The organism is Amycolatopsis mediterranei (genome assembly GCF_026017845.1).
GTDB classification, from domain to species: Bacteria; Actinomycetota; Actinomycetes; order Mycobacteriales; family Pseudonocardiaceae; genus Amycolatopsis; species Amycolatopsis mediterranei.
This window is the reverse complement of sequence record NZ_CP100416.1, coordinates 9683284-9709012: the sequence shown is the minus strand read 5'-3', so window position 1 is coordinate 9709012 and position 25729 is coordinate 9683284. Positions and strand designations below refer to the sequence as shown.

At 71.6% G+C, this 25729-nt stretch carries 31 protein-coding genes and 1 pseudogene; 14 read left to right on the top strand and 18 right to left on the bottom strand.

What is annotated here, in order from left to right; genetic code table 11:
- Positions 1 to 322 precede the first annotated feature (322 nt).
- Both ISP_RS44035 and ISP_RS48470 read left to right on the top strand, forming a co-directional pair.
- Positions 323 to 739: a roadblock/LC7 domain-containing protein gene (locus ISP_RS44035; RefSeq protein ID WP_003085368.1), complete on the top strand. Its 417-nt coding sequence runs from the start codon at positions 323 to 325 to the stop codon at positions 737 to 739.
- A 6-nt stretch (positions 740 to 745) separates the two neighbouring features.
- Positions 746 to 2227, top strand: a complete 1482-nt coding sequence (locus ISP_RS48470; protein WP_013230253.1) for a DUF742 domain-containing protein — start codon at positions 746 to 748, stop codon at positions 2225 to 2227.
- Here the strand turns inward: ISP_RS48470 and ISP_RS44025 are convergent.
- Positions 2224 to 2793: a hypothetical protein gene (locus tag ISP_RS44025; RefSeq protein ID WP_230468625.1), complete on the bottom strand. Its 570-nt coding sequence runs from the start codon at positions 2791 to 2793 to the stop codon at positions 2224 to 2226. The genes ISP_RS48470 and ISP_RS44025 overlap by 4 nt on opposite strands.
- A 56-nt stretch (positions 2794 to 2849) precedes the next feature.
- Positions 2850 to 5087 (bottom strand): helicase-associated domain-containing protein, encoded by a 2238-nt coding sequence (locus tag ISP_RS44020; protein ID WP_013230251.1) that lies wholly within the window; start codon positions 5085 to 5087, stop codon positions 2850 to 2852.
- Positions 5088 to 5177: 90 nt separating this feature from the next.
- Between ISP_RS44020 and ISP_RS44015 the strand changes: the two genes are divergently transcribed.
- The 4 genes from ISP_RS44015 (at position 5178) to ISP_RS44000 (ending at position 8292) form a co-directional block, all read left to right on the top strand.
- Positions 5178 to 5357: a hypothetical protein gene (locus ISP_RS44015; RefSeq protein ID WP_013230250.1), complete on the top strand. Its 180-nt coding sequence runs from the start codon at positions 5178 to 5180 to the stop codon at positions 5355 to 5357.
- Between the two features lie 111 nt (positions 5358 to 5468).
- A complete protein-coding gene (locus ISP_RS44010; RefSeq protein WP_013230249.1) occupies positions 5469 to 6857 on the top strand; it encodes an NAD-dependent malic enzyme in 1389 nt (462 codons plus the stop codon).
- Positions 6858 to 6904: 47 nt separating this feature from the next.
- The gene (moaC, locus tag ISP_RS44005) at positions 6905 to 7375 is read left to right on the top strand and encodes a cyclic pyranopterin monophosphate synthase MoaC (RefSeq protein ID WP_013230248.1); all 471 of its coding nucleotides are present in this window, start codon (positions 6905 to 6907) and stop codon (positions 7373 to 7375) included.
- Complete coding sequence (locus ISP_RS44000) at positions 7372 to 8292, top strand: molybdenum cofactor biosynthesis protein MoaE (protein WP_013230247.1); 921 nt, start codon at positions 7372 to 7374, stop codon at positions 8290 to 8292. The genes moaC and ISP_RS44000 overlap by 4 nt, the downstream gene beginning before the upstream one ends.
- Here the strand turns inward: ISP_RS44000 and ISP_RS43995 are convergent.
- Both ISP_RS43995 and ISP_RS48465 read right to left on the bottom strand, forming a co-directional pair.
- The gene (locus ISP_RS43995; RefSeq protein WP_014467791.1) at positions 8279 to 8407 is read right to left on the bottom strand and encodes a hypothetical protein; all 129 of its coding nucleotides are present in this window, start codon (positions 8405 to 8407) and stop codon (positions 8279 to 8281) included. The genes ISP_RS44000 and ISP_RS43995 overlap by 14 nt on opposite strands.
- A 19-nt stretch (positions 8408 to 8426) precedes the next feature.
- A pseudogene (locus ISP_RS48465) lies at positions 8427 to 8630 on the bottom strand (nitroreductase/quinone reductase family protein); the annotation flags it as partial.
- Positions 8631 to 8675: 45 nt separating this feature from the next.
- On the opposite strand from ISP_RS48465, the gene ISP_RS43990 reads away from it, so the two are divergent.
- Positions 8676 to 8984: a hypothetical protein gene (locus ISP_RS43990; protein ID WP_013230246.1), complete on the top strand. Its 309-nt coding sequence runs from the start codon at positions 8676 to 8678 to the stop codon at positions 8982 to 8984.
- A 205-nt stretch (positions 8985 to 9189) separates the two neighbouring features.
- Here ISP_RS43990 and ISP_RS43985 read toward each other — a convergent pair whose 3' ends face one another.
- The 3 genes from ISP_RS43985 to moaA form a co-directional block, all read right to left on the bottom strand.
- Positions 9190 to 9837, bottom strand: coding sequence for a transglycosylase family protein (locus tag ISP_RS43985; protein ID WP_013230245.1), 648 nt, complete (start codon positions 9835 to 9837; stop codon positions 9190 to 9192).
- 1020 nt (positions 9838 to 10857) lie between these two features.
- Positions 10858 to 11109, bottom strand: coding sequence for a MoaD/ThiS family protein (locus tag ISP_RS43980; protein WP_013230244.1), 252 nt, complete (start codon positions 11107 to 11109; stop codon positions 10858 to 10860).
- A gap of 10 nt (positions 11110 to 11119) precedes the next feature.
- The gene (gene moaA, locus ISP_RS43975) at positions 11120 to 12127 is read right to left on the bottom strand and encodes a GTP 3',8-cyclase MoaA (RefSeq protein ID WP_013230243.1); all 1008 of its coding nucleotides are present in this window, start codon (positions 12125 to 12127) and stop codon (positions 11120 to 11122) included.
- Positions 12128 to 12264: 137 nt separating this feature from the next.
- On the opposite strand from moaA, the gene ISP_RS43970 reads away from it, so the two are divergent.
- The 5 genes from ISP_RS43970 to ISP_RS43950 are packed head-to-tail and all read left to right on the top strand — an operon-like array spanning position 12265 to position 15875.
- Positions 12265 to 12744: a MarR family winged helix-turn-helix transcriptional regulator gene (locus tag ISP_RS43970; protein ID WP_013230242.1), complete on the top strand. Its 480-nt coding sequence runs from the start codon at positions 12265 to 12267 to the stop codon at positions 12742 to 12744.
- A 33-nt stretch (positions 12745 to 12777) separates the two neighbouring features.
- Complete coding sequence (locus tag ISP_RS43965; RefSeq protein ID WP_014467790.1) at positions 12778 to 13182, top strand: TOBE domain-containing protein; 405 nt, start codon at positions 12778 to 12780, stop codon at positions 13180 to 13182.
- Positions 13179 to 13985, top strand: coding sequence for a molybdate ABC transporter substrate-binding protein (modA, locus tag ISP_RS43960; RefSeq protein WP_013230240.1), 807 nt, complete (start codon positions 13179 to 13181; stop codon positions 13983 to 13985). Before ISP_RS43965 ends, modA begins: the two co-directional genes overlap by 4 nt.
- 58 nt (positions 13986 to 14043) lie before the next feature.
- Positions 14044 to 14811 carry an ABC transporter permease gene (locus ISP_RS43955; protein ID WP_013230239.1) on the top strand — a complete coding sequence of 256 codons (768 nt, stop codon included), beginning with the start codon at positions 14044 to 14046 and terminating at the stop codon, positions 14809 to 14811.
- A complete protein-coding gene (locus tag ISP_RS43950) occupies positions 14808 to 15875 on the top strand; it encodes a sulfate/molybdate ABC transporter ATP-binding protein (RefSeq protein WP_013230238.1) in 1068 nt (355 codons plus the stop codon). The genes ISP_RS43955 and ISP_RS43950 overlap by 4 nt, the downstream gene beginning before the upstream one ends.
- 191 nt (positions 15876 to 16066) lie before the next feature.
- Here ISP_RS43950 and ISP_RS43945 read toward each other — a convergent pair whose 3' ends face one another.
- A complete protein-coding gene (locus tag ISP_RS43945) occupies positions 16067 to 16987 on the bottom strand; it encodes a multicopper oxidase domain-containing protein (protein ID WP_013230237.1) in 921 nt (306 codons plus the stop codon).
- Positions 16988 to 17177: 190 nt separating this feature from the next.
- Here ISP_RS43945 and ISP_RS43940 point away from each other — a divergent pair, with 190 nt between their 5' ends.
- Entirely contained in the window at positions 17178 to 17972 is a 795-nt protein-coding gene (locus ISP_RS43940; protein ID WP_013230236.1) for an HAD-IIA family hydrolase, read from the top strand.
- 37 nt (positions 17973 to 18009) lie between these two features.
- Positions 18010 to 18810, top strand: a complete 801-nt coding sequence (locus tag ISP_RS43935; RefSeq protein ID WP_013230235.1) for a metallophosphoesterase — start codon at positions 18010 to 18012, stop codon at positions 18808 to 18810.
- Here ISP_RS43935 and ISP_RS43930 read toward each other — a convergent pair.
- The 10 genes from ISP_RS43930 to ISP_RS43885 all read right to left on the bottom strand — a co-directional run bounded on the left by ISP_RS43930 (position 18807) and on the right by ISP_RS43885 (position 25726).
- Entirely contained in the window at positions 18807 to 19181 is a 375-nt protein-coding gene (locus tag ISP_RS43930) for a YccF domain-containing protein (protein WP_013230234.1), read from the bottom strand. The two genes, ISP_RS43935 and ISP_RS43930, sit on opposite strands and share 4 nt — an antisense overlap.
- A complete protein-coding gene (locus tag ISP_RS43925; protein WP_013230233.1) occupies positions 19181 to 19930 on the bottom strand; it encodes a PhzF family phenazine biosynthesis protein in 750 nt (249 codons plus the stop codon). Before ISP_RS43925 ends, ISP_RS43930 begins: the two co-directional genes overlap by 1 nt.
- A gap of 64 nt (positions 19931 to 19994) precedes the next feature.
- Positions 19995 to 21443 (bottom strand): hypothetical protein, encoded by a 1449-nt coding sequence (locus tag ISP_RS43920; protein WP_013230232.1) that lies wholly within the window; start codon positions 21441 to 21443, stop codon positions 19995 to 19997.
- Positions 21444 to 21457: 14 nt separating this feature from the next.
- A complete protein-coding gene (locus tag ISP_RS43915) occupies positions 21458 to 22018 on the bottom strand; it encodes a DUF3558 family protein (RefSeq protein ID WP_071831665.1) in 561 nt (186 codons plus the stop codon).
- The gene (locus ISP_RS43910) at positions 22015 to 22512 is read right to left on the bottom strand and encodes a hypothetical protein (protein WP_013230231.1); all 498 of its coding nucleotides are present in this window, start codon (positions 22510 to 22512) and stop codon (positions 22015 to 22017) included. The genes ISP_RS43915 and ISP_RS43910 overlap by 4 nt, the downstream gene beginning before the upstream one ends.
- A gap of 71 nt (positions 22513 to 22583) precedes the next feature.
- Positions 22584 to 23285, bottom strand: a complete 702-nt coding sequence (locus ISP_RS43905; RefSeq protein WP_230468624.1) for an ESX secretion-associated protein EspG — start codon at positions 23283 to 23285, stop codon at positions 22584 to 22586.
- 35 nt (positions 23286 to 23320) lie between these two features.
- Positions 23321 to 24523: a helix-hairpin-helix domain-containing protein gene (locus tag ISP_RS43900; RefSeq protein WP_013230229.1), complete on the bottom strand. Its 1203-nt coding sequence runs from the start codon at positions 24521 to 24523 to the stop codon at positions 23321 to 23323.
- On the bottom strand, positions 24520 to 24963 hold the full coding sequence (locus tag ISP_RS43895; protein WP_013230228.1) for a hypothetical protein: 444 nt from the start codon (positions 24961 to 24963) through the stop codon (positions 24520 to 24522). Before ISP_RS43895 ends, ISP_RS43900 begins: the two co-directional genes overlap by 4 nt.
- Positions 24960 to 25535, bottom strand: a complete 576-nt coding sequence (locus ISP_RS43890; RefSeq protein WP_013230227.1) for a 4Fe-4S single cluster domain-containing protein — start codon at positions 25533 to 25535, stop codon at positions 24960 to 24962. Before ISP_RS43890 ends, ISP_RS43895 begins: the two co-directional genes overlap by 4 nt.
- On the bottom strand, positions 25523 to 25726 hold the full coding sequence (locus ISP_RS43885; RefSeq protein ID WP_230468623.1) for a DUF2997 domain-containing protein: 204 nt from the start codon (positions 25724 to 25726) through the stop codon (positions 25523 to 25525). Before ISP_RS43885 ends, ISP_RS43890 begins: the two co-directional genes overlap by 13 nt.
- Positions 25727 to 25729: the final 3 nt, after the last annotated feature.

Below are 25729 nucleotides of genomic sequence, written 5' to 3'. Positions count from 1 at the left end.
CGGAGGAGTAGCCGGCCGGGGCGGTCCGGTGGTGCCGGCGACGGTGGTACCCGTGCGGGCTGGTCGTACCCGGGTTGACCTGGGCGGACGGCCCCCGGGTGCGAGCCGCGGGCCACGCCGTGGGGCCTCCCCCGGATGGGGGAGGCGAGCCGGGCTGCGGCGGAACCCGGCCGGGTGCACACGTAGGGTGCGCAGCGGCCGGCCGGAGGCGGACTCGACAGCACCGGCGGTGCGAATACGCTTTACCGTGGCGTCGCCGACCGGCCGTGCCGGGCGCTCCGGGGTGCGGCGGGCGACGCCGCACGAGCAAGGAGGAGCAGGAGTGACGGCTTCCGGCCAGGGCACGTTCGGCTGGCTCATCACGGACTTCGTCCGCCGGGTACCCGGTGCCGCGCACGCCGTTCTGGTGTCCGCGGACGGGTTGCTGCTGGCACCGTCGGAGGGGCTGCCCCAGGAACGTGCCGAGCAGTTGTCGGCGGTGGCGTCCGGGTTGATCAGCCTGACGGCGGGCGCCGCGCGCTGCTTCGAAGCGGGCGGTGTCAACCAGACCGTGGTGGAGATGGAGCGCGGCTACTTGTTCTTGATGTCCGTTTCGGACGGTTCGTCGCTGGCGGTGCTGGCCGCGCCGACGTGCGACATCGGCACGGTCGCCTACGAGATGACCCTGCTCGTCGAGCGGGTCGGCCAGCAGATCACCCCCGAACTGCGCGCACAGCTCCAGGGCGGCGTGCGTGGGTAGGGCGAGATGAGGATTTCGGGATTCGACGATCCGGACTCCAGCGGCTGGGACGCACTGCACCGCGGCACCGAGCGCGAGGGTTTCGATTCGCCCAGCAAGTTCGACATGTCGACGCTGTCGATGATCATGCCCAAGCGCAAGCCGGCCCGCCCCCAGCCGGACCCGCAGGGTTACACCGACGAGGACACCCGCGAGTGGGGCTCATCGTCCGACGACGACGATTACGAGGCTCCTTCGCCGGACTTCACCGGCGACGATGACGACGAGCCGACGGGCCGCCGGGCCAGGCGCTCGGCTTCGCGGTCGCGCGAGTACGTCGCCGACGAGCCCGCCCGCCCGGAGCCGAGGGCCCTCCCTGGTCGGCGCTCAGCGGAGTACACCGGCGGCGGTTACGACCGCCGCGAGTCCACGGGTTATCAGGGCGAGTACGCACCGGAGACCGGCGACGAGCCCGCCCGCCCGGCGTTCGGCGGCTACCAGGGTCGCCGCCGCTTGCCGGAGCCCGGTGGCGACGATCACGCCCGTCCGGATCCGGTGGGTTATCAGGGCCCGCGCTCGCCGGAGTTCGGCGATGACCACGGCCGCCCGGATCCCCTCGGTTACCAGGGCGAGCGTTCGGCGGAGTTCGGCAGCGTTGACTACGGCCGTCCGGAATCCGCGGGTTACCAGGGCCGCTCGCCGGAGTCCGGCGGCGATGACCACGGCCGCCCGGATCCCTTCGGCTACCAGAGCACGCACTCGCCGGTAGTAGCCGAGGACGGCTACGACCCCGTCGAGCCGGAGTGGCAGGACGGGGACCGGTTCGAGCCGGAACCCCCGCCGCTGGAGCCGGCGTGGACCCCGCCGCGGGGTGCGCGCTCGCCCGCTCCGCCGCGGCCGCCGGTCCACCCGCCTGCCCCGCGTCCGCCCGCACCGCGCCCGCCCGCGCCGCGGCCGCCCGCCCCGGTGGCGCGGCCCGCGCACCCGGCGGCCCCGCCCGCACCCGTTTCGCGGCAGGCGGCACCTCCACCCGCGTGGACCCCGCCGCCGCCCGCCGACTGGACGCCCCCGCCGGACCCGGAGACCCGCTGGATCCCGCACCCGGAACCGTGGGAGGACCCGGCCTGGAACGAGCCGGCCCGGGTGGCGAGCCCGGTGCCCGTCGCTTCGCCGGGTTCGCGGGTCCGCCCGTACACCCGCACGGGCGGGCGCACGCGGTCCGACCACAACCTGGCGCTGGAGGCGCTGGTCTCGACGTCCGACGACGGGCGCCGCTACCGCGGGGTCCGCTCGGTCGAGCACCGCCGGATCTGCGACCTGTGCCTGGACACCCGGTCCGTGGCGGAGATCGCCGCGCACCTGCGGCTGCCCCTGGGCGTGGTGAAGGTGCTGGTCGGCGACATGGCCGACATCGGCCTGGTGCTGATCCACCAGACCGAGCTGATCCTCGGTGACCGGTCGTCCCGCGAGTTCATGGAACGCGTCCTGGCCGGCCTGCGCGCCCTCTAAGCCGGGGTGAGGTCGAGGGTCAGGGTGTTGCCGTCACCCGGCACGAACCCGTTGATGAGCGGCGTCGCCGCACCGCAGTTCTCGAAGGCGCCGATCGCGTAGGTCGATTCGAGCCGGCCGCCCCGGCCCGCGGCGAACTCGCCCGAGGTCCATCCGGTCGTCACCGGCTCGGCCGTGCCGCATTCCGGGCCGACGTCGAACGGCACCCCGTTGACGCGGACGTCGGAGAGCCTCACCGGCCAGGTCGCCGAGCCGGAGAAGCCGCCGGACACCGAGCCCTCGGCGTGGCCGGGGCCGAACGTGACGGTTCCGCCGACCCGGCCCACGCCTGGCACCGACCGGGTGACCTCGACCGGCGGCAGCGTGATCGTGCCGGAGTAGGTGCCCGGCCCGAGGTCCACGGCGAACTGCCCCGGCCCGAGCTCGAGGTCGGCGTCCGGCTTCGCGATGTGGGTGCTCCCGGTGACGGTGTACTCGGCGTGGACGGGCGCCGCCGCCGCCGCGGTCCCGGCTCCGCCCAGCACCGTTGCCGCGGCCAGCGCGGTCACGCGTGTTCCCCGCTTCATGCACCACGCTTACCCCCGGCCCGAAGCGGTGCGGCCGGATTTCACCGGATCCGGTGTCAGTCCTCGACCAGCGCCGCGGACGTGATGCGGTGCAGGGAGTAGCGCTCGTTGTTCTCGCCTTCGAGCACCCCGCCGCCGACGCGCACCGGCCGGACCACGCGCTGGCTCGCCGTGCCCCGGGAGTCCACGAACCCGATCCACACCTCGCGGCGCTCCAGCGTTGCCCGGGACAGCAGTTCCAGCGTCGCCGACGTGTCCGCGCCGCCGCCGACCGGCGCCCGCACCGCGGAGCCGCGGCGGCGGGCCGAAGCGGCGTCGCCGGCGCGGAGGTTGGAGACGATCCGGGCCGCCTGGTCCTCCGTCAGCACCGCCTGCTCACCCGGGCTGCGCCGCGCCGCCCGCGCCTTCGCCGGCAGCCGGCGGCCGCCGGGCCGGATGTCGACCACCCGGCCGTCCGGGCCCTCCGCCGCCGGGGCGAACCCGGCGCCGCGCAGCGCGGCGAGGACCTCGTGCAGCGGATCCGGGCTGATCACGACCGTCGGCGCGATGAGCCGCAGTGCGTGCTCCGCCGCGACCGGGTGGGCCAGCACCTCGGCCAGCAGCGCTTCGTCGTCGCACCGAAGGAACGACGCCGCGACGCCGCCGCGCAGCCGCCCGTGCCGCCGGGCGACGTCGTCGATCAGGTAGCTCAGCCCCTGCGGCACCGGCGTCGCCGACTTCGACTTGAACAGCGCGTGCAGCTCGTCGGCCGTGCGGCCGGTGTCCAGCGCGCGCCGCACCGAGCCCTCGGTGATCCGGTAGACCGTCGCGTGCCCCGCCGACTCGACGTCGGCGACCGCGGCCATCTCGGCGGCCAGCTCCGGCTCCAGGGGGCCCGGCGCGACGACCGTCAGGTCGGCCTGCAGCAGCACGCGGTCCACCGGCGCGGGCAGCGCGTCCATGATCGCCTCGACCGCGCGCGGCCGGTCGTCGGCGAGCAGCGCCCGCGTCGCCGTCGTGACGCCGCCGAGCCCGACGATCCCCAGCGCGCTCGCTTCGGCCATCGTCCAGCGGACGGTCTCGTCCCGCAGCCGCCCGCCCCGGCGAGGGGCTCGCCAGGCCAGCACGGCGACGAGCTCGTCGACGCTCTTCACCCCCGCGCCGCGCGGCAGGTCGGCCAGTGCGGAGAGGATCCGCCGGCGGACCACCGGGGCCAGCGGGCGGCGCAGGTCCTCCGACAGCGGCGCGATCGGCTTGTCCTTGGCGTCGCGCCCGCCGGCCATCCCCGGCAGGCGCGGCAGCTCCAGCCACGCCTGGGCGAGCGTCATCCACCGCTGCGCGGTCGGCGACGCGAACCACGAGTCGGTCAGCGTCGTCGGCACCCACTCGGGCACGCTCGCCTCGCTGTCGGCGACGAGCCCGGCGCCGACGGCCAGCTCGGCCAGCAGGATGGCCTGGGTGTCGTCGATCTCCAGGTCCTTGGCGAGCTTCTTCAGCTCCCGGACGCCGAGGCCGCCCGACTTGAGCACCGGCGGCGGGGCCGCCGACCACGCGCGCAGCAGGGCTTCGGTGTGGCGCAGGAACTCCATCGCCTCGCCGGCCGCCGCGGCGTCCAAAGTGGACGGCTGGTGCGGGTGGACCGGCAGCTCGGGCTCGGTGAGCGTGCCGGGCGCGAACGCCCCGCCGCGCACCGCGATGCCGAGCTCGCGCGGCAGCTCGACGGTCTGGTCGTCACGCCGCAGCAGCAGGCCGCGGGCGAGCAGTTTTTGCACCGGCGTCTCGGCCTTCTCGAGCGAGAGGTCCAGCCCGGCGTCGCGGGTGCGGCCGATGGGCGGCCCGGCGGCGAGGGCGGTCAGCACGCCGCGCTCGTCGTCGGGCAGCTCGGCGAGCCGCGCGTCGAGGTCCTCGCCGGCCAGCGACGGCGAGGACGAGCCCAGCCCGGCGGGGAACGGCCCGAGGGCCTCCCTGGCCGCCGGCGGCACGCGCAGGGCGTCGTCCGAGCCCCAGATCAGCGCCCGGGCGCGCAGGCGGGCCAGCGGCTCGGCGACGTCGGCGCCGATGAGCTTCGCGACGTCTTCGACCGGCACCGGGTCGCGGTCCGCCCCGGCGAGCAGGCACGCTTCGAGCACGGCCAGGGTGAAGGTGTCGAGGTCCTCGCAGGCGCGCGCGACCGAGCCCGGTGTTCCGGCCCGGGTGGCCAGCACCGTGCTGTCGGAGGGCGGTGGCGTGGACAGGTCGCGCCGCGTGCGGAGCAGCTCTGCGAGTGCGTCGTCGGACTCCGCACGCAGCCAGTCCGCCAAAGAGGTCGCGGGCATAGAGGACCAGGGTACCGGGCGGTTGTGACCGGCCGCGCGGGCTCAGGCAGACTGTCTGCGTCAGCCGAAGACCGGTGGTGGGAGGACGTTGTGGCCAAGGGTGAGAAGAAGCACAAGGGCATCGACCCGACCTGGCCGGGCGAGGACGGCGAGCACCCGGTGACCGAGCTCGCGGCCGACCGCCAGGGCGCGCTCTCGCCGTTCGGCGACGTCACCTTCCCCCTCGACACGGTGCCGTACGTGCACCCGGAGACCGAGATCAACCGCTGACCGCACGGCCGATTGTTACTGGTCAGTACCGGTATCGGCCCCTCGTGAGGGCGATCACGGGAGTAGGTTTCCTCCCGTCCCAGCCCACCTTTCCCACACGGGGGTAGTGCCATGCCGGTTCCCGGTCCCGGATATTCGATCACCGTCCGGGTGGAGGCCCCGGCCTCGGTCACCGCGGCCGGTGACCTGACCGCCGCCGTCGGTCGCGTCGGTGGGGTGCTGACCGCGTTCGACGTCGTCGAGTCCCACTCCGACTCGATCGTGGTCGACATCAGCGCCAACGCGCTGTCGGAGAACCACGCGAACGACATCACCCAGACGCTCGACTCGCTGCCCGGCGTCAAGGTCCGCAAGGTCTCCGACCGGACGTTCCTGATCCACCTCGGCGGCAAGATCGAGGTCACCCCCAAGGTCGCGCTCCGCAACCGTGACGACCTCTCGCGCGCCTACACCCCGGGGGTGGCCCGCGTCTGCCAGGCGATCGCCGCCAACCCCGAGGACGCGCGCCGGCTGACCATCAAGCGCAACACGGTCGCGGTGCTCACCGACGGTTCCGCGGTGCTCGGCCTCGGCAACATCGGCCCGGCCGCCGCGCTGCCGGTGATGGAGGGCAAGGCGGCGCTGTTCAAGAAGTTCGCCGACGTCGACGCGTGGCCGGTCTGCCTGGACACCCAGGACACCGAAGAGATCATCATGATCGCGAAGGCGCTGGCCCCGGTGTACGCGGGCATCAACCTCGAGGACATCGCCGCCCCGCGCTGCTTCGAGATCGAGAAGCGCCTGCGCGAGCAGCTGGACATCCCGGTCTTCCACGACGACCAGCACGGCACGGCGATCGTGGTGGTCGCGGCGCTGCGCAACGCCCTGCGCGTGGTGGGCAAGAGCATCGAGGACTGCAAGATCGTGATCAGCGGCGTCGGCGCGGCCGGCTCGGCGATCATCCGCCTGCTGCTGCACAAGAACCCGGGCGACATCGTCGCGGCGGACATCGACGGCATCGTGCACTCCGCGCGCGGCAACCTCGACGACAACCTGGCGTGGATCGCGTCGCACACGAACAAGGAGCAGGTCAGCGGCACCCTGCACGAGGCGCTCAACGGGGCCGACGTGTTCATCGGGGTGTCGGCACCCAACCTGTTCGGCGCCGAGCAGGTGGCGACGATGAACAAGGACGCGGTGGTCTTCGCCCTGGCCAACCCGGACCCGGAGATCGACCCGATGGACGCCCAGAAGCACGCGGCGGTCGTCGCCACGGGCCGCAGCGACTTCCCGAACCAGATCAACAACGTCCTGGCGTTCCCGGGCGTGTTCCGCGGCTTGCTGGACGCGAACGCCCACAACATCGACGACTCGATGCTGCTGGCGGCGGCCGACGCGATCGCGGACGTGGTGGACAACGGGAAGCTGAACGCGTCGTTCATCGTGCCGAGCGTGTTCGACAGCGCTGTCGCGCCGGCGGTCGCCGAGGCGGTGCGGAAGGCCGTCCTCGCGGAGCGCTGAGCCCCGGCCGCGGCGTCGTCCGCCGATGACGGAAGTAGCCTCGCCTGGTGAGTGAACTCAGCCACGTCGACGCGACCGGTGCCGCGCGGATGGTCGACGTCTCCGGCAAGACCGCCACCGCGCGCACCGCGCTCGCCGCCGGGACCGTGCGGACCACCGCCGAGGTGCTCCGGCTGCTGGCCACCGACGGCCTCCCCAAGGGCGATGCCCTCGCCACCGCGCGCATCGCCGGGATCATGGGCGCCAAGCGGGTGCCCGAGCTGATCCCGCTGTGCCACCAGATCGCGCTGTCCGGGGTCAAGGTCGAGTTCACCCTCGGCGAGGCCGAGGTCGGCATCCGCGCGACGGCGAAGACCACCGACGTCACCGGGGTCGAGATGGAGGCGCTGACCGCGGTGGCCGTGGCCGGGCTGACGCTGCACGACATGATCAAGGCCGTCGACCCGGCGGCGACGCTGGACGAGGTCCGCCTGCTCCGCAAGGACGGCGGCAAGACCGGAACCTGGGAGCGGCCGTGAAGCGCACCGCGCGCGTGATCGTGGCGTCCAACCGCGCCGCGAAGGGCGTCTACGAGGACAAGACCGGCCCGGTGATCGCCGCCTGGCTGGCCGGCCGCGGCTACGACGTGCCGTCGCCGGTCGTCGTCGAGGACGGCGACCCGGTCGGCGTCGCGCTGCGGGGCGCGCTGGCCGACGGCGTCGCCGTGGTCCTCACCACGGGCGGCACCGGCATCTCGCCGACCGACCGCACCCCCGACGTCACCCGCGCGCTGCTGGACCACGAGCTGCCGGGTGTCGCGGACGCGATCCGCGCCGCCGGCCTGCCGAAGGTGCCCACGGCGGTGCTCTCGCGCGGTGTGGCGGGCGTGGCGGGGCGCACCCTGGTCGTGAACCTCCCCGGCTCCGGCGGCGGCGTCAAGGACGGCCTGGGCGTCCTTGACGGCATCCTGGAGCACGCCGTCGACCAGCTGGCCGGTGGCGACCACCCGCGTCCCGCCGCCGCCGCGCCCTCGGTGCGGGTCGCGCGGGCGCTGGTGACCGAGGAGACGCTGTCGGTCGAGGAGCACGCCCGCCTGGTCGAGGACGACGCGGCGGGCGCGGTGGTGACCTTCGCGGGGGTGGTCCGCGACCACGACGGCGGCAAGGGCGTCCGCGACCTGACGTACGAGGGCCACCCGAGCGCGGGCCAGGTGATCGCGGACGTCGTCGCGGACCTGTCGACGCGCTGGACCGGCGTCCGAGCGGTCGCCGTGAGCCACCGGCTGGGGGCGCTCACGATCGGCGACGTCGCCCTGGCGTGCGCCGTGGCGGCCGAGCACCGCGGTCAGGCGTTCTCGGCGTGCTCGGAGCTCGTGGACGAGGTCAAGGCGCGGCTGCCGGTCTGGAAGCACCAGCACTTCGCCGACGGCACGGACGAGTGGGTCAACTCGCCGTGATCCGGAACGCCGCGACCCGCTGAGCGGCCGACTCCTCCGGGCCGGGGCCGGTGACCAGGCCCAGCCGGACGAACATGGGCACGCCGTGCGGCACCTCGCGCCGGAAGGCGCGCATGACCCGCTCGCGCACTCCGGGGGTCGGTGACCTCGGTCAGCGTCACGGCCTGCTTTTGCGTCCGTGGGCGAGCTCGCCCACGGACGGCGGCGCGGACGTTGCGCGCCCAGTCGCCGTCGGGCAGGCCGGCGATGACGTACCGCTCGCCGTCGACGGTGAGCGGGGAGACCGGAGTGGGCCGTAGCGCGCCCGAACGGCGGCCTGGGACGGTCAGGACGTGCACGGAGCCAACCGCAGCCCCAGGCGCGTCAGGAGGCGCACGAGGCGGTTGGCGGGGCGGAGCCGGCGGGGCAGGGCCGGACGGCTGGTCGGCACGGCGAACGACGTGGTGGACGAGGCGGCCGCGGCGGCCTTCGGCGTGAACCGCACGGACTTGCGCATCATCGGCCTGGTGGCGGCGGCGGGAACGGTGACGGCGGGCCAGCTGGCCACGGAGGCCAAGCTGAGCCCGATCGAGCGGGCCGGGCGGGCGCTGCTGGCGGAATACGCGCCGGAGCAGCTGGAGCTGGTCATCGAGGTGCTGCGGAAGGGCGAGCGGATGCAGCTGGCGGCGGCGGAGCGGATCCGCGCGCGCTGAGGGGCTGGGCACCTGCCCCGTGCGCGCTGACGCGCTGTGGGGTCGCTGGCTTGGCCTCCGGCCCCCGGTAACCAGCTTACCGGGGAGGGCCGACAGTTTTCCGGCGCCGCGGAACGCGTGAAGGGCTCCCACCGCCCAGGGGATCGGCGGTGGGAGCCCTTCAGGTCACGGCTCGAAGCCGGACCCGCGCATCACTGCGAGATCGTCACTTGGTGGCGATCTTCTGCCCGACGAGGATCAGGTCCGCGTTCGGGATGTACTTCGCGTTCAGGTCCTGCAGCTTCTGGTAGCCGCCCTGGACGTTGAACTTCTGCGCGATCTTGGACAGGGTGTCACCCGCCACGACGGTGTAGTCACCGGCCGGGTTGGAGCTGCTCACGCCGGTCGCCACGGGGGCGGCCGGGGCCGGAGCCGCCGCCGCCTTCTTCGGGGCGGGCGCGGTCGTGCTCTTCTTCGGGGTCACCTTCTTGGTGGTGGGGCTGCTGGCCTTGGGGGCCGACGAACCGCCGCCGCCCTTCTTGCCACAGACCGGCCACGCACCGATGCCCTGACCCTGCAGGACGCGCTCGGCCACGGCGATCTGCTCGTCGCGGGAAGCGTTCGCCGCGCTGCCGGAGCCGCCGTAGGCCTTCCAGGTGCTCTGCGTGAACTGCAGGCCGCCGTAGTAGCCGTTGCCGGTGTTGGTGTTCCAGTTGCCGCTGCTCTCGCACTGCGCGATGGCGTCCCAGTTGGTCGCCGACGCGGGGGTCGCGGCGATCGCGAGGGGAGCGCCGACCGCAATGCCCGCGATGGCGACGCGAGCGACGGTGCGGGTGGCAGCGGACATCTTGCGGTGCTTGCCTCGGTAAGACATTTGGATGCTTCTCGGTTTCCCAGCGCCTACGAACCGGTGTGAGGGTCAGGATCGGGGTCCTGGCGCCGGCCATCTCAGGCCGGCAGGCGAGTCCGACGCACGGCGCGTCTTCGTCGTCCCCTCGTCCCTGTCCGGAAATGCTTTCGCTCGGGGTATGGGTCCGGGGATCCGTCGGACAGGGCTAGGCGCTACGGATTCCCGGTCGTGCTGGTTGGTCGGGGCCAACCGAAAAGCGACGGTACGTAACGATGGCCGTGATCGGAAATTATTCGGGGCGTGACCTACGTCACAGTAACAGCACGCAACCCTGGTCGATATGCCTGTTTGTGCAGGTCAGCGGGCCGTTATCTGGCCGTTTCCTCCCCGAGATAAAACACGGATCGTGAGGCTTGCATCACGTGTTTCACGTCGCGAATGGGCCGTTCGTGCCCTCGGGATCGCGATTGAAGCGCGCATCTTAAGAGCCCCGGGGGTGCGGCGCCAGACTTGACAATCCTGCCTCACGGACCCCAGGAGTCACAACAGTCCCACCTGTTCGAGGGGTTTCCCGACCCGGTCGGAGCGTCGCTGACCGCCTGGCCCGGGCACCGATGCCGACGCAGGGCGACGGACCAGGCGAAACGGGTCACCGGAAGGCGTGGTGGCCGGTCGCGACCACCCTCTCGCGAACACCCGGATTCAGTGACACGCCACGCCGAGGCCCGAACCGCCCGTCGGCGAGCGGTAGGCCGCCGTACCCGAGCGGTCGCCGATTTACCGGAAGGGCGAACTCCCCACCCCTCCGCCAAACGGACCACCCGCTTACAAGCTTCGGCGCAAGCCACCCACCCCGGCCCACGTACCCCACGGGCCGACACGCGTACCTGCATGGACGACACCCGTACTTGGATGGACGACACCCGTACCTGCGTGGACGACACGCCGTGGTGTGGCACCAGTGCCGTGTCGTCCGCTCAGATACGCGTGTCGTCCGGCGGGGTACGCGTGTCGTCCGCTGGGGTACGTGCGGGGACGGGGTGGTCAGCCGCCGGCGAAGGGCGGGAGGACGTCCAGCTCCGCGCCGTCGCGCAGGGGGCGGGTGAGGTCGCGGACCGCGATGCCGTCCAGGAGGTAGCTGACCGCCTCCAGCAGGCGCGGCAGGCCGGCCGGGTGCAGGCGGGCCAGCTCGGCCACCGCGTCGGCGACCGACGCTCCGGCCGCCAGCTGCACCTTCTCCTCTTCCACACCGGCCGCGGCCCGCGCTGCCGCGAAGTACCGCACCACGATGGTCACCGTCGCCACCTCAACCGCCGATCGCGCTCATCGGCCGGATCGGCTGCGCGAACCCGGCGTCGTTGATCTCGTGGCCGGCGAGCTTGCCCCACATGGTGGCCCGCCAGGCGTCCGCGACCTCCTCATCGCGCGCGCCCGCGCGCACGAGGGACCGCAGATCCGTCTCGTCGTTGCTGAACAGGCAGGAGCGCACCGCGCCGTCGGCGGTCAGCCGCGTCCGCTCGCAGGCCGAGCAGAACGGCCGGGTCACCGACGCGATCACGCCGACGTCGCCGGGCCCGCCGTCGACCAGCCAGCGCTCGGCCGGCGCGCCACCCCGCTCGGCGGGGAACGGCGTCAAGGTGAACGCGGTGCCCAGCTTCTCGAGGATCTCGGCCGCGGTGATCATCTCGCCGCGGTTCCAGCCGTGCTGGGCGTCCAGCGGCATCTGCTCGATGAACCGCAGGTGGTAGCCCTCGTCGAGGCAGAACTTCAGCAGCGGCACGGCTTCGGTCTCGTTGAGCCCGCGGATCAGCACGGCGTTGACCTTCACCGGCGCCATCCCGGCGTCCCGCGCCGCGGCCAGACCCGCGATCACGTGGGAGAGCCGGTCGCGCCGGGTGATCGTCTTGAACAGCTCGGGGTCGACGGTGTCGAGCGAGACGTTGATCCGGTTCAGCCCGGCCTCGGCGAGGCCCGCGGCCCGCCGGGCCAGCCCGATCCCGTTCGTGGTCATGGACAACCGCGGCCGGGGCGACAACGCCGTGATCTGCGCGACGAGGTCCTCGAGGCCCGGCCGCAGCAGCGGTTCGCCGCCGGTGAGCCGGATGTCGGTGACGCCGAGCATTTCGACGGCGATCCGCATCAGCCGGAGCAGCTCGTCGTCGGTCAGCACTTGCTCGCCCGGCATCCAGTCGAGGCCCTCCGCGGGCATGCAGTAGGTGCAGCGCAGGTTGCACCGATCCGTCAGGGAAACCCGCAGATCGGTGGCCACCCGGCCGAAGGTGTCGATGAGATGGGGGTTCTCGGGCCGGGGCACGCGAGAAGATCCTCGTGTACCGGGGACGCGAGGAAACCCGAGATCCACTGCAGTCATTACGCACAGAGTAGCTCCGCAACGGCCCGTTAGGATACTTTGCGCAGTGAGTGGTTCAGTAGACGAACTAACGAGGGCCCGTGACGGAAAAGACTTACCCGGTCACCGAAGAGGAACTCTTCCGCTTCGCGGAATTGGGCCGCCAAAGCAGCACGTTCACCGTCCTGCGCCACGCCAGGATCGCCGAGCGGATGGGCCTGTCCGGTACCGACCACAAGACCTTCGACCTGGTCATCCAGTCCGGCGGGCCACTCACCGCCGGCCGGATCGCCGGGCTGACCGGCCTGTCCACCGGTGCGGTCACCGGCGTCATCGACCGGCTCGAGAAGGTCGGGCTGGTCCGCCGCGTGCGCGATCCCGAGGACCGGCGCAAGGTCCTCGTCGAGGTGGTGCCGGGGGTGGCCGAACGCTTCGCGCCGCTCTTCGAGTCGGCCTTCGACACCCTCCGCGAGCTGCTCGCGCAGTTCTCCCCGGCGGAGCGAAAAGTAATCGAGCGTTATCAGAATGTCATGCTCGAAGAGCTGCGTGCCGAAGTCATGGGCAATTCGCGCCCCGCGTAGCTTTTCCTCAACTGCGGAGATAATGTCTGCGGCATGCCGCAATTTCGGTTGTCCGAGGCCGCGCGCCTGCTCGGCGTCAGCGACGACACCGTCCGGAGGTGGGTGCGTGCGGGGCAGCTGACCGCCACCGACGACGCCGCCGGCCGCAAGGTCGTCGACGGCGCCCAGCTCGCCGGGTTCGCCCGGGCGCAGGCCACCGCGCCCGACGACCCGTCCGCGGTCGGCCGGTCCGCCCGCAATAGGTTCGTGGGGCTGGTCACCGAGGTGATCACCGACAAGGTGATGGCTCAGGTGGAACTGCAGTGCGGGGCGCACCGCGTGGTGTCCCTGATGAGTACGGAAGCCGTCCGCGAGCTGGGCCTGCGCCCCGGCGTGCTCGCGGTCGCGGTGGTCAAAGCGACCACGGTTGTGGTGGAGACACCGGAAGGAAGTAGATGAAGAAGCTCGCTCTCGTCGTGGCGGCCGTTGCCCTGTTCGCGGGCGCGTGCAGCAGCTCGGACGAGCCCAGCACGCAGCCCGGCGGGTCGGTCACCGCGCCCGCGCCCAAGGGGGCCGGGAAGGCCGGTGGCGGCACGCTGACCGTGTTCGCCGCCGCTTCGCTCACCGAGTCGTTCACCGCGCTCGGCAAGGCGTTCGAGGCCCAGCACGCCGGCACCACCGTGAAGTTCAGCTTCGCGGGCTCGTCCGGCCTGGTCCAGCAGCTGACCAACGGCGCCAAGGCCGACGTCTTCGCCTCGGCCGACCAGGCCAACATGGACAAAGCCGTCCAGGGCGGCGTGATCGACGGCCAGCCGGCGGTCTTCGCGACCAACAAGCTCGCCATCGCCGTCGCGCCCGGCAACCCCAAGAACATCAGGTCCTTCGCCGACCTGAACAAGGCCGGCCTCACCGTGATCACCTGCGCCCCGCAGGTGCCGTGCGGTGCGGCGGCGAAGAAGATCGAGACGGCCACCGGCGTCACGCTCAAGCCGAAGAGCGAAGAGCAGGACGTCAAGCAGGTGCTGAACAAGGTCGCCTCCGGTGACGCCGACGCCGGCCTGGTCTACGTCACCGACACGACCTCGGCCGCGGGCAAGGTCGACAAGGTCGATCTCGCCGAGGCGGCCCAGGCGATCAACAGCTACCCGATCGCCGCGGTCAAGGGCGGCCAGGCCGACCTGGCCCACCAGTTCGAGGAGTTCGTGCTCGGCACCCAGGGCAAGAACGAGCTGACGAAGGCCGGGTTCGGTCCTGCGCAGTAGGCGTTCGGCGGGTGGCCGGCGGGGCGACGTCCCGGCCGGCCACTCGCGCGTCCCGTGGGTGCTGGGGATACCGGCGGCGCTCGCGCTGGCCCTCGTCGTCCTCCCGGTCGCCGGGCTGCTGGTGCGCTCGAACCTGACGCGGCTGCCGTCGCTGATCGTCACGCCGTCGTCGTGGCACGCGCTGCGGCTGTCGCTGCTCACAGCGGGGCTGTCGACGCTGGCCTGCGTGCTGCTCGGGGTGCCGCTGGCCGTCGTGCTCGCGCGGGCTCGCTTCCACGGGATCCGGCTGCTGCGCTCGATCGTGCTGCTGCCGCTGGTCCTGCCGCCGGTCGTCGGCGGTCTCGCTCTGCTCTACCTGCTCGGCCGCAAGGGCTTCCTCGGCATGCTGATCACCACGCTGACCGGGGAGTCCGTGCCGTTCACCACCGCCGCCGTGGTCATCGCGCAGACGTTCGTCGCGATGCCGTTCCTGGTCGTCAGCCTCGAAGGCGCGCTGCGCGGCTCCGGCGACCGCTACGAGCAGGTCGCCGCGACGCTCGGCGCGCGCCCGTGGACGGTGTTCCGCCGGGTCACGCTGCCGCTGCTGCTGCCCGCGCTCGGCTCCGGCGTCGTCCTCAGCTTCGCCCGCGCGCTCGGCGAGTTCGGCGCCACGATCACCTTCGCCGGCAGCCTCGAAGACGTCACCCGCACGCTGCCGCTGGAGGTCTACACCCAGGCCGAGGTGGACATCGACAGCGCCGTCGCGCTCTCGCTGCTGCTGATCGTCGTGGCGGTCGTGGTCATCGCCGTCGCGCGGCCGCGCTCGTGGGAAGGCGGTCTCCGGTGAGCCTCGCCGCCCGGATCACCGCCGTGCGCGGCTCGTTCGACCTGGACGTCGGCTTCGACGTGCCCGCCGGGCACGTGCTGGCGCTGCTCGGCCCGAACGGCTCCGGCAAGTCGACGGTCCTGGGCTGTCTCGTCGGGCTGATCACGCCGGCGTCGGCGGAGATCACGGTGGCCGGGCGCGCGCTGGCCGGCGTGCCGCCGCACCGCCGCGGGATCGGGCTGCTCTCCCAGGACGCGCTGCTCTTCCCGCACCTGTCCGCAGTGGACAACGTGGCGTTCTCGCCGCGCTCGACCGGCGCCGGCCGCCGCGCCGCCCGGGAGCGCGCGTACTACTGGCTGGCCGAGGTCGACGCCGTGCCGCTGGCCGACCGGCGGCCCGGGCAGCTGTCGGGTGGCCAGGCCCAGCGCGTCGCGATCGCCAGGGCGCTGGCCGCCGAACCGGATCTCCTGCTGCTCGACGAGCCCTTCGCCGCCCTCGACGTCGATGCCGCACCGGCGATCCGCGGCCTGCTGCGGCGGGTGCTCAAGACCGGGCCGACGACCGTGCTCGTCACGCACGACCCGCTGGACGCGCTCGCGCTCGCCGACCACGTCGCGGTGCTGAACGACGGCCGGATCGTCGAACGCGGCCCGACCCGCGAAGTCCTTTCGGCGCCGCGGACGGCGTTCACCGCGCGGATCGCCGGCCTCAACCTCGTCGCCGGCACCGCGGTCGCCGAAGGGCTGCGGACGGTGTCGGGCGAGGTCGTCAGCGGGCTCCCGGCGGCCGACGTGGTGCCGGGGGAGCCCGCGGTGGCGGTGTTCCCGCCGAACGCCGTCGCCGTCTACGCCCGCGACGGCGAGCACCGCGGCAGCCCGCGCAACACGACCGGCGCCGTCGTCGCGGCCCTGGAACCGCACGGGCCGGTGATCCGCGTCCGGGCCGAGGGCGACGGCTGGGCGCACGGCCTCACCGCCGACCTCACCCCGGCCGCCGTCGCCGAGCTCGCCCTGGAGCTCGGCTCGGTGGTGACGCTGTCGGTGAAGGCCGCGACCGTGGCGATCCACCCGGCCGCGGCCTCCTAGCCGACGCCGGTCAGGCCGCGTCGTGGTGGTGGCCACCGCCCGGGTGGACGTGGAACTTCGCCACCGCCGGCGGGTCGGGTGCGCCGGGCCGCCGTTCGCCACGTGCAGGATGTTCCACACCGCCCACCGGTCGTGGTCGATGAAGATGCCGGTGGTGTCGTCGAAGATCCGCCCGATCAGCCGGAACGTCTTCAGGCCGCCGTTCGGGTCCTGGACCTGGATGATCCCCTCGCCGCCGGGTCGGCCTCGACCTGCTCGAGGTCCCACAGCTCCGGGTGGCCGGCCTTGTTGAGCAGCAGCGCGATCCAGACGTGGTCGTGGTCCTCGAAGCGTTCGGCCGGGGCGACGGTCAGCCCGCCGGCGTGCAGCGGCGCCGGCGCGGGCAGCAGGCCGCCGTCGGTGCCGATCAGGCGGACGGCGTCGTTGACCGGCACGTTGTTCTCGTCGACCAGGTTGAGCGTGGAGAACCGCGAGTTGGCCGCGTTGAGCAGCCGGAAGCGGTACCACCGCGCGTCGACGTCCAGGTGCGGCCAGATCACCCCGTTGACCAGGTTGAACGGGCCCGAGAACGAGATCGCCGGGCCGGCCGGCGGGAAAACCGGGAACTTGAAGAGCAGCTGCCTGGTGAGCGCGCCGGTCGCCGGGTCGAGGTCCAGGTTCCGGTCGGTGATGACCAGCGGGATCTCGTGGTCGCCGTGCGGCAGGCCGAGCGCGTCTTCCTCGTCGTCGCGGACCAGGTACACGACGATCGAGTAGCCCGGCTTGTCCAGTTCGCGGCCGGGCCGGCTCGCCGGCGCGTCACCGATCGGGCCTTGCACGGCGACGAGCGGGAACTCGCCTTCGATTTCGTTCGACCACGAAATCCGCAGCTGCTTGCCGCTGCGCACTTCGATCGTCGGACCCGGAAAATGCCCCGCGTATGTCCACAACGTACTTTCGGGCAATTCCGCGTGCAGCCGCTGCTGCATCGTGATCATCGGAATCGTGATCATTTCCCGGTTGTGCGGCCGCAACACGGGTGGAATGCGCAGCGGCTCAAGGAACTTGGTGAGTCCCCAGTTCGGCGCGGTGATCGGCCCGGTTTTCGCCGGGCGCTCGATGATTTCGGTCATGGTTCTCCCCCTTTGGTGCGGGGGCAGGAATAATTGCGCGGCGGCACGCACGTCGACGACGTCGAAAAGTATTCCCCCGAACCCCCTCGGTGACCGGACGCGCGACTCCCCTCGCGATACCGGCAATTGCGATGCTAGCCCGTTTCGGCGTATCACGCAGGGGTCTCGCGCGCGTGATAGGTTCCGCACCATGAACGAACGCCGGTGGACGTACCTCTCCGACATGGACGGCGTCCTGGTGAAGGAGGAGCACCTCGTCCCGGGGGCCGACGAGTTCCTCGCCGAGCTGAAGGCGAACGGCATCGACTTCCTGGTGCTGACGAACAACTCGATCTATACCCCGCGCGACCTGCGGGCGCGGCTGGAGCGCACCGGGCTCGACATCCCCGAGGAGTCGATCTGGACCTCGGCGCTGGCGACCGCGAAGTTCCTCTCGTCGCAGCGGCCGAACGGCTCGGCCTACGTCATCGGCGAAGCGGGCCTCACGACGGCGCTGCACGAGGTCGGTTACGTGCTGACCGAGCGCGACCCGGACTACGTCGTGCTGGGCGAGACCCGCACGTACAGCTTCAGCGCCATCACGCGCGCGATCCGGCTGATCGAGGGCGGCGCGAAGTTCATCGCGACGAACCCGGACGCGACCGGCCCGAGCGTGGAGGGCTCGATGCCGGCCACCGGCTCGGTCGCGGCGCTGATCGAGAAGGCCACCGGCCGCTCGCCGTACTACGTCGGCAAGCCGAACCCGCTGATGATGCGCTCGGCGCTGCGCCGGCTCGGCGCGCACTCGGAGTCGACGCTGATGATCGGCGACCGGATGGACACCGACGTGCACTCGGGCATCGAGGCCGGGCTGCAGACCATCCTGGTGCTCACCGGCATCTCCACCCCGGAGTCGGCCGAACGCTATCCGTACCGGCCCACCATGGTGATCGACTCGATCGCCGACCTGATCGGGCGAACCGGGGACCCGTTCGGCGAAGGCTGACCGCGAGCCGGGAGGCCACAGGGCATATCGTCAGCGGATGAGCAAGTCGACGTACGTGGTCGGCGACGTCCACGGCCACCGTGACGAACTCGCCGACGCGCTGAGATCCGAAGGCCTCGTCGACGAGGAGGACAACTGGTCCGGCGGCGAGGACCAGCTGTGGTTCCTCGGCGACTTCGTCGACCGCGGCCCGGACGGCGTCGGGGCGATCGACCTGGTCATGCGGCTCGAAGCGCAGGCGGCCGAGGCCGGTGGCCAGGTCCAGACGCTGCTGGGCAACCACGAGATCCTCGCACTGGGGATGTACCACTTCGGCGACGAGCCGGTGCCGTCCGACTTCGGCCCGCGCAGCTTCGCCCGCAGCTGGGAGATCAACGGCGGCCTGCTGTCGGACCAGGACCGGCTGACCCCGGAACACATCGAGTGGCTGAGCGCGCGCCCGCTGGCCGCGCTCGCCGCCGACCACCTGCTGCTGCACTCGGACACGCTGGAGTACCTCGACTGGGGCTCGTCGCTCGACGAGATCAACGAGGCGGCTCGCGACATCCTCGAGGGCAGCGACATCGAGGCGTGGTGGGACGTCTGGCGCCGGATGACGACGCGCTACGCCTTCCGCGGCCCGGACGGCGAGGAAAACGCCCAGAAGCTGATGGACGCCCTCGGCGGCTCGCGGATCGTGCACGGCCACAGCGTCATCGCCGACCAGCTGGGCATCCACCCGACGCAGATCGAAGGCCCGTTCCTGTACGCGGGCGGCAAGGCGCTGGGCGTCGACGGCGGCCTGTTCGTCGGCGGGCCGTGCCTGGTCGTCGAGCTGCCGTACGAGCCGGAGTCCTAGGCGATCTCGACGATCTCCTTGCCCAGCGGCACCAGCGACACCGGGATCATCTTGAAGTTCGCGATGCCGAGCGGGATCCCGACGATGGTGACGCACAGCGCAATGCCGGTGAAGACGTGCCCGAGCGCCAGCCACCACCCGGCGAAGACGAACCAGACGACGTTGCCGACGCACGATGCGGCGCCCGCGTCCCGCCGCTCGACGACGGTGCGGCCGAACGGCCAGAACGCGTAGTGCGCGATGCGGAACGACGCCAGCCCGAACGGGATGGTGACGATCAGGACGCAGCAGATGACGCCGGCGAGCAGGTAGCCCACGGCCATCCAGAAGCCGCACAGGACCAGCCAGATGATGTTCAGCAGGGTGCGCATCAGACGTGCAGCTCCCCGCTGAGGACAGTGACGGCCTGGCCGGCGAGGTGGACGCGGTCGCCGTCAAGGCGGGTCCGGACGATGCCGCCGCGCTGGGACACTTGTTCGCCCGTCAGTTCGTTTTTCTGAAGCTTTGCGGACCAGTAGGGCGACAGGATGCAGTGCGCGGAGCCGGTGACGGGGTCTTCGTCGATGCCGACGCCGGGGGCGAAGAAGCGGCTGACGAAGTCGTTTCCTTTCGCGGTGACCAGTAGCCGCCCGGTCCAGGTGTGCTTGAGCTTCTCGAGGTCCGGCTCGAGGCCGCGGACAGTGTCGGCGTCTTTGACGACGGCGAAGAGGTTCTCGACGCCGCGGCCGGTGTACTCGATCTCGACGCCGGGGAGGATTTCGGACAGGTCGTCATCGGTGGGGTGTGGTGGATCGGCGGGGAAGTCCAGCTCGACCCAGCCGTCTTCGGCGTTGGCCCGGAGTTCACCGCTTTTGGTGGTGTAGGTCTGTTTCCCGCCGAGAACGTGCGTGACGGCGAGGGTGGCGTGCCCGCAGAGGGCAACCTCGACGGCGGGGGTGAACCACCGGAGCGGCTTGGGGCCTTCGGTGCCGGTGACGACGAAGGCGGTTTCGGCGTGCTTCATTTCGGCGGCGATGGCCTGCATCCAGGTCGGGTCGGCGGGCTCGTCCAGCAGGACGACCCCGGCCGGGTTCCCGGCGAAGGCGCGGTCCGTGAAGGCGTCGACGATGAAGAAGCGCATGACCCCAATGTAGCCGGGGTTTTTCTGCTTGATCGCGGCCCGGGCCGGATCCCGGGGATGACCCCTAGGAGGTCTCCCCGATGGTCGGCTTCACGATCTTTTCCCCGTCCGGACCGCGTTCCGGCTTGAGATCGAAGACCTCTTCGTCGACGGCGTACTTGTTCTTGTGTTCTTTGTCGTCTTCCTTCTTTTTCCCGGCCCCACCGGCGGCTCCGGCGGCACCGCCTTTCCCGCCCTTGGCCGCGGCGGCCGCGGTGGCGCCGCGCTCGAGCCGTTCGCCCGGCTTGCTCCCGGACTTGCCACCTTCGGCGGGCGTTTCCTTGGGGGCGGTGCCGGCGCTGCCGGAGACGCGCGACCCGGCGAACCCGGTCCCGGCCCGCCCGGAGCCGATGCCTTTGCCGCGGGTGACGTCCCCACCGCCGGAGCTGCCACCGGCGGTGGTCCCGGGCATGGCGAGCCCATCGGGCGTCACGCGGCCGAAGCCGCCGGCGGCGGGGGTGGCGCGGAAGCTGGAGTTGCCGCTGAAGGTGCCGGTGCCGCTGGTGGTGCCCGGGGGGATGTAGGTGGCGCCTGGGCCGCCGGATCCGCCTGGGCCGCCGAGTGCTCCGGTTCCCGCTGGGCCGCCTGGGCCGCTCGGGCCGCCTGGGCCGCCGAATGCGCCGGGGCCTCCGGCGAAGCCGCCGCTGGTGCCGCCGGTCCCCGGTCCGGTGCCGCCGACGGAGGGGGTACCGCTGAAGCTGGAGCTGCTGGTGCCGTGGAAGCCACTGGCCGAGGTCGAGTCACCTTGCCCCAACTGCGGCGGCGGGGTGTAGGTGGGCTGGGTGCTGGCGGTCTCGTGGTAGGTGGAGTCGAGGTTCTGCAGAACCTGAACGGCCTGCTGATGAGCGGCATCGGCCTGCTGCTGCTTGGCCTGGATGCCGACCATGGTCGTGTTCATCCCGATGAGATTGCCGGATTCGTACTGCTGCCGAGCCTTGTCCAGCTCGGCTTGCTGGTTGAAGCCGGTGGGCTCGGGCATGTTGGTCTTGGCGTAGTGCGCAGCCGCCGACTGCTGGGAGTAGTGGTTGGAGACCAGTTGCATGGCGTCGCCGGTCTGTTCGGTGTGACCGGCGGTGCTTTGGAAGAAGGTGTTCGCCTGCTGGGCCGCGGGGCCCTGCCAGGAGCCTCCGGAGGTTGTCGCTGCATCGCGGAACTGGTTGGAGGCGTCGGCGAGCCAGTTGCCGTAGACATTGGCCACGCGGCTGCGGTTGTTGATGCCCTCGATGTCGAGGTCCTTGTGCACCATGTCGTACAGCAATTCGTGCGGGCTGTTCGCGTAGTTCTCGCCGGGTGCCGGCGAATCACCGCGCAGGTTCTGGCCCGCCTGCAGGAGCTTTCCCTGCGCGACCGAATAGTTCGACGCGGCCTTCTCGGTCAGTTGCTGGCCTTCGGTATTGCCGTGGAGCTTCTGTGCGGTTTCCGCGTAGTAGTCACCCTCGGACTGGCGATGCTGCGCCCGGTGTGGCTGACTCATGGCTGGACTCCGTCTCAGTTCTTCGGCAGTAGTGGCTCGACCTTCGCAGCGACGTCTTTGACCAGCTCGCAGGCCTTGGCGGTATCGGAACCCGAAGCAAGCAGGACGAAGGCGCGAGAGTTGGGTTTCACTTCCAACCACACGTCGCACTGTCCGGCTGAGTTCTCCGGCTCGCGTTCCATGACCGCCGGACGTCCGTTGACATTTCCTTCACTCGCCTGGCTGGGGTTGCCGACGTTCTCCTTGTAGCCCCGGCCAGGGTTCAAAGAGAGTCCTACGTCGACGCCGGGCGTGTCGCCGGACGTGGGCTTGGTGGTCCGGCATCCCTCTTTCGGATTTGCGACCAGTGGCTGTGCCTTCGGATACCCTTGGCCGGCGAGCGCCTGGTCGAGGATCGAGCAGGAACTCACCCCGGAGAACGGGTTGTCCGGGTCGGCGGTCGCACTGCCCGTGCTGGGAGCAGTTGATCCGGGCGCCTGCGAACTCGGGGTTGCTTGGCCACCGACCTGACTCGTGCAGGCGGTCAAGGCGAAGGCCAAAGCGGCTGCCACGACCGCGGCGCGTCGGGCGATCACTGCTCTTGCAGCCCCTTGTTGAGCTGACTGAAAGTCATGCTGTGGGCATCCTCTGTTTCGCGGTAGTTCTTGCGTGCGATCACCATCGCTTCACGCGCTTGCTGAACCCCGTCACGCATCCGGATCAGATTGGGGATCAAGGCCTGCTCGTCCCCGTCGGCGACCTTCACGTTGAACGCGGCGACGGCCTTGGCGTATTCGCTGCCGCCCATCTTCGCCTGGGCCGCCAGTTCGCGAACATCGACGATCATCCGGTTGTAGCCGTCGAGGAAGAAGTCGCAGGCCTTCATGTACGCCTGGAAGCCCTCTTCGTTCACCGCGAACTGACCGCCTTCGGCGAGCGACTTCAGGTGGTGGCCACCCTCGCTGACGCGCTGTGCAGCTTCCGAATCCGCAGGCCCGTCGAGCAGGCCGGACAGGAAGTTCGCCCCGGCGTCGCCGGCGGCGGGTGGTGGCGTGAACGACCCCGGTGCGCCGAACTGTGAACCGCCCATGACGCCCTCCCGTCGTCCAGGGACCACCCTGAGTGGTCCCTCCGCACTGTACTAGTGACGAACCGGAGGTGTCAGTGGTTCCGGCCACGCTCGTGAAGCCAGCTCCGCAGGTGAGAACCATCCGAAGGGGTGAACCGCAGCCGGGTCTCGTGGCCCGGTAGCGGCTCGTTAAACATCAAAAACCGGCCGCCGTCGTTGTCGATGAACGTGGCTGCGCCGATCGGCTGAAGTGCCCCCTGGCCCTGCCGCGCCGACAGCTCGAACGTGCCGTAGCGGTGCAGTGGCCATGACGAGAACTCCGCCGCCGCGGCGGTGTCCTCGTGGGTGCCCGGGGAGACGAACGTCAGCTCCGCCAACGGTACCGGGCGGTAGCTTGGCAGCATGCCGACCACCAGGTCGACCAGCCGGTCCGGGCGCGTCTGCGCGAACAAGATCTCCTCGCCCGCCAGTTCCGAAAACACGCCGAGGCCGTGGCCGATGGTGGCTCGGTAGAACACCTGCCGGCCGTCGGCCACCTCTGCCGCGCGGACGATGATCTGCACCTCCGGCTGGGTCCACGCGCGGAGGGTCTGCTCCACCTCGATGTCCAGCTTCTCCGGCCCCGCCAGGCCGCGCGCTCGCATCGCGTCCCAGGCCTCCGCCAGGATGCGCTCGTGCTCCTCCAGCGTGTGGCCCGGGCTGGGGATCTCGAACGGGTGCCAGTGCGCCGGGAGGCCCGTGCGCCGGACTGCGGCGGCGACCTCCGGCAACCCCAGCGAGAATTCCTCCGGCACGCTCCCGAGCGTAGCGGAACCGGCACCCCGCGCCCTCAGATGTCGAGCTGCCGCACGCCCGTCTCGGGCAACGCCACCCGGCCGGCCGTCGCCCGTCCGCGCAAGCGGACGATCTCGTGCGGCTGCAAGCCGATCGCCACTCCGAAGGCCTCCACGTCCGGGAAGCCTCCCTGCCTCTGCCGCAGCTCCAACGCCGTCGCCACCCGTGCCTGCGTAAGGCCCGGAAGACGAGCCAACTCGGAACCCGGCGCCGCGTTGACGTCCACCAGCGCCACCGGCGGAGCAGGCGGTGGTGCCAGCAAAGGCGCTGACAAAGGCGAAGGGACATAAGCCTCGAGCACGTCGTTCTGCCGCAGATCCCGCGTCCCGAGCCCGACCGTGAAGACCCGCGACCCCGCCGTCGTCCGCACCGCGATCCCGTCCCGCGCCAGGGAAAGCACCGGCAGCCCCGACGCGATGACCGTGCTCCGCTCGTTGAACGTCGTCCCGATCGGGCGCAGCACCCTGGTCCGGACGCCGACCTCGAACGCCGCGCTCCGGCCCTCCGGCACCTCGACCGCCGCCACCACCGCGCCTTGGCCGAGGTCGCTGACGCCGTGCACCACCGCCGTTCCGGCGCGCTGCTCCACGAACTCCGGCGACGGGAACGCCGTCAGCGCGTCGCCGGCCAACGGGGGCACGTCGCACTGGAAGCCCAGCAACACCGTCCCCACCTGACCCGACGGCAGCTCCTCGAGCGGCCCGGCCGACCCGAACAGCCCGAGCACCCGCATCGGCCGGCCGCCGCGCGTCGAAGAACACAACGCCCCGAACCGCAGGACGCCTGCACGGACCTGCACCTGCGCGCGGAACCCCGTCAGCGGGTCGAAAGCCGGCGCCACCACCGACGCGGCAGCCTCCTGACGGCTCAGGTCCGGCCCGGTGGTGTCATCGGTGTACAGCTCCAGCGCGTCGCCGTTGCCGAGGTCCCGCCGCCCGACGACGACGAACACGTCCTTCAAGAACCCGGCGTCGGTCACCGGCTCGACGTCGCTGGAGAAGAACTTCTTCCGCACCATGATCCCCAGGCGCAGGTGGTCCTCGACGATCCGGTCGCCCCGGCGAAGCCGCGCGCGGGCGCCGCGGACCGCGCGCCCCGCGCTCACCTGCCCGCCCGGCAGCTCCCCGAGACCGGGGACGGTGACCGAGTCGTGGATCGCCTTGCCGAACTCGATCAGCCCGACCCGGGTCTCGGTCACGACGTGGCGGCCAGCGTCACGCTGATCGACTGGTCGGCGTTGACTCGCTCCGCCTCGACGCGCATGCCCACCTGCGCCGCCCGATCCTTCAGCCGGGCCAGTACCGCCCGCTGCACTTCGGCCGCGTACGCCTCATCGACCGACAGCACCAGCCGGGACGCTTCCGCGGGCACCAGGCCCGGCCCGTCGACGTGCGCCACCTGGACGCCTTCGGGGCCGTAGCCGAACGTGATCCGCCGCCCTTCCCACGCGGCGACGACGGACGTGCCGTCGTCGGTGACCTGCGCCCGCAGCCCGGTGAGCGCGCGGGCCAGCAGATCGCGGTGGCGCATCCGGGTCCGCACGGTGACGACCCCCGGCCGGGCCTGCGCGTGCGCGGCGAGCGTGGCGGCGTCGAGCTGGGCCAGTGCCGCACTGCGCAGCTTGAGCGTGACACTCATCGGCGTTCCCCTTCGAGCAGCGCTTCGAGGACTTCGGTGGTGGCGAACCCGTTCAGCTCGATCGCGCCGTCGCGGGCGATCGTCAGTTCCAGGCGGTTCGGGGTGGCGAAGATCGACTCGTCGTAGCGGTCGGTCAGGAAGCGGAACCGCTGGTTCGCCGAGCCCACCCACGGCCGGGACGGCTCCGGCCGATCCGCCAGGAACGGCCCGTCCACCAGCAGATCCGTCGAATCCACCAGCAGAGACGGCGGCAGGTCCTCCAGGACGTGCCCGGTGAACGTCATCACCGAGAGGCCTGCCGATCGCACCGCCGCGGCGAAGAGACCCAGCGGCCCGGCCTGGTCGAACGGCTCACCGCCGAGCAGCGTGACGCCTTCGATCCCGGAGACGGCGAGCACGCGCGCGGCCAGGTCTTGCCACGAAAGGGAAAACCCGCCGCGGGTCGACCACGTCTGCGGGTTGAAGCACCCCGGGCAGCGCACCGAACACCCCTGCGTCCACACGGCACACCGCGCACCCGGGCCTTCGGCGAGGGTGACGTCGACGATCCGGTGCAGGTTCAGGAGTTCCATTGCGACTGCTGCTGCGAAGCGGTGTCTTCCGCCGAAGCGGAAGTGCGCCGGTAGTCCTCGGTGAATTCCGACGTCACGGTCTCCGCGTCGAGCAGGTCCTCCAGCAGCGGGATGTAGTCGAGGCACTTCGAGCCGGTCACGCCGTGCGTCTCGGCGCTGATCGAGCCGTCCTTGCCGATGGTCACGGTCACGCG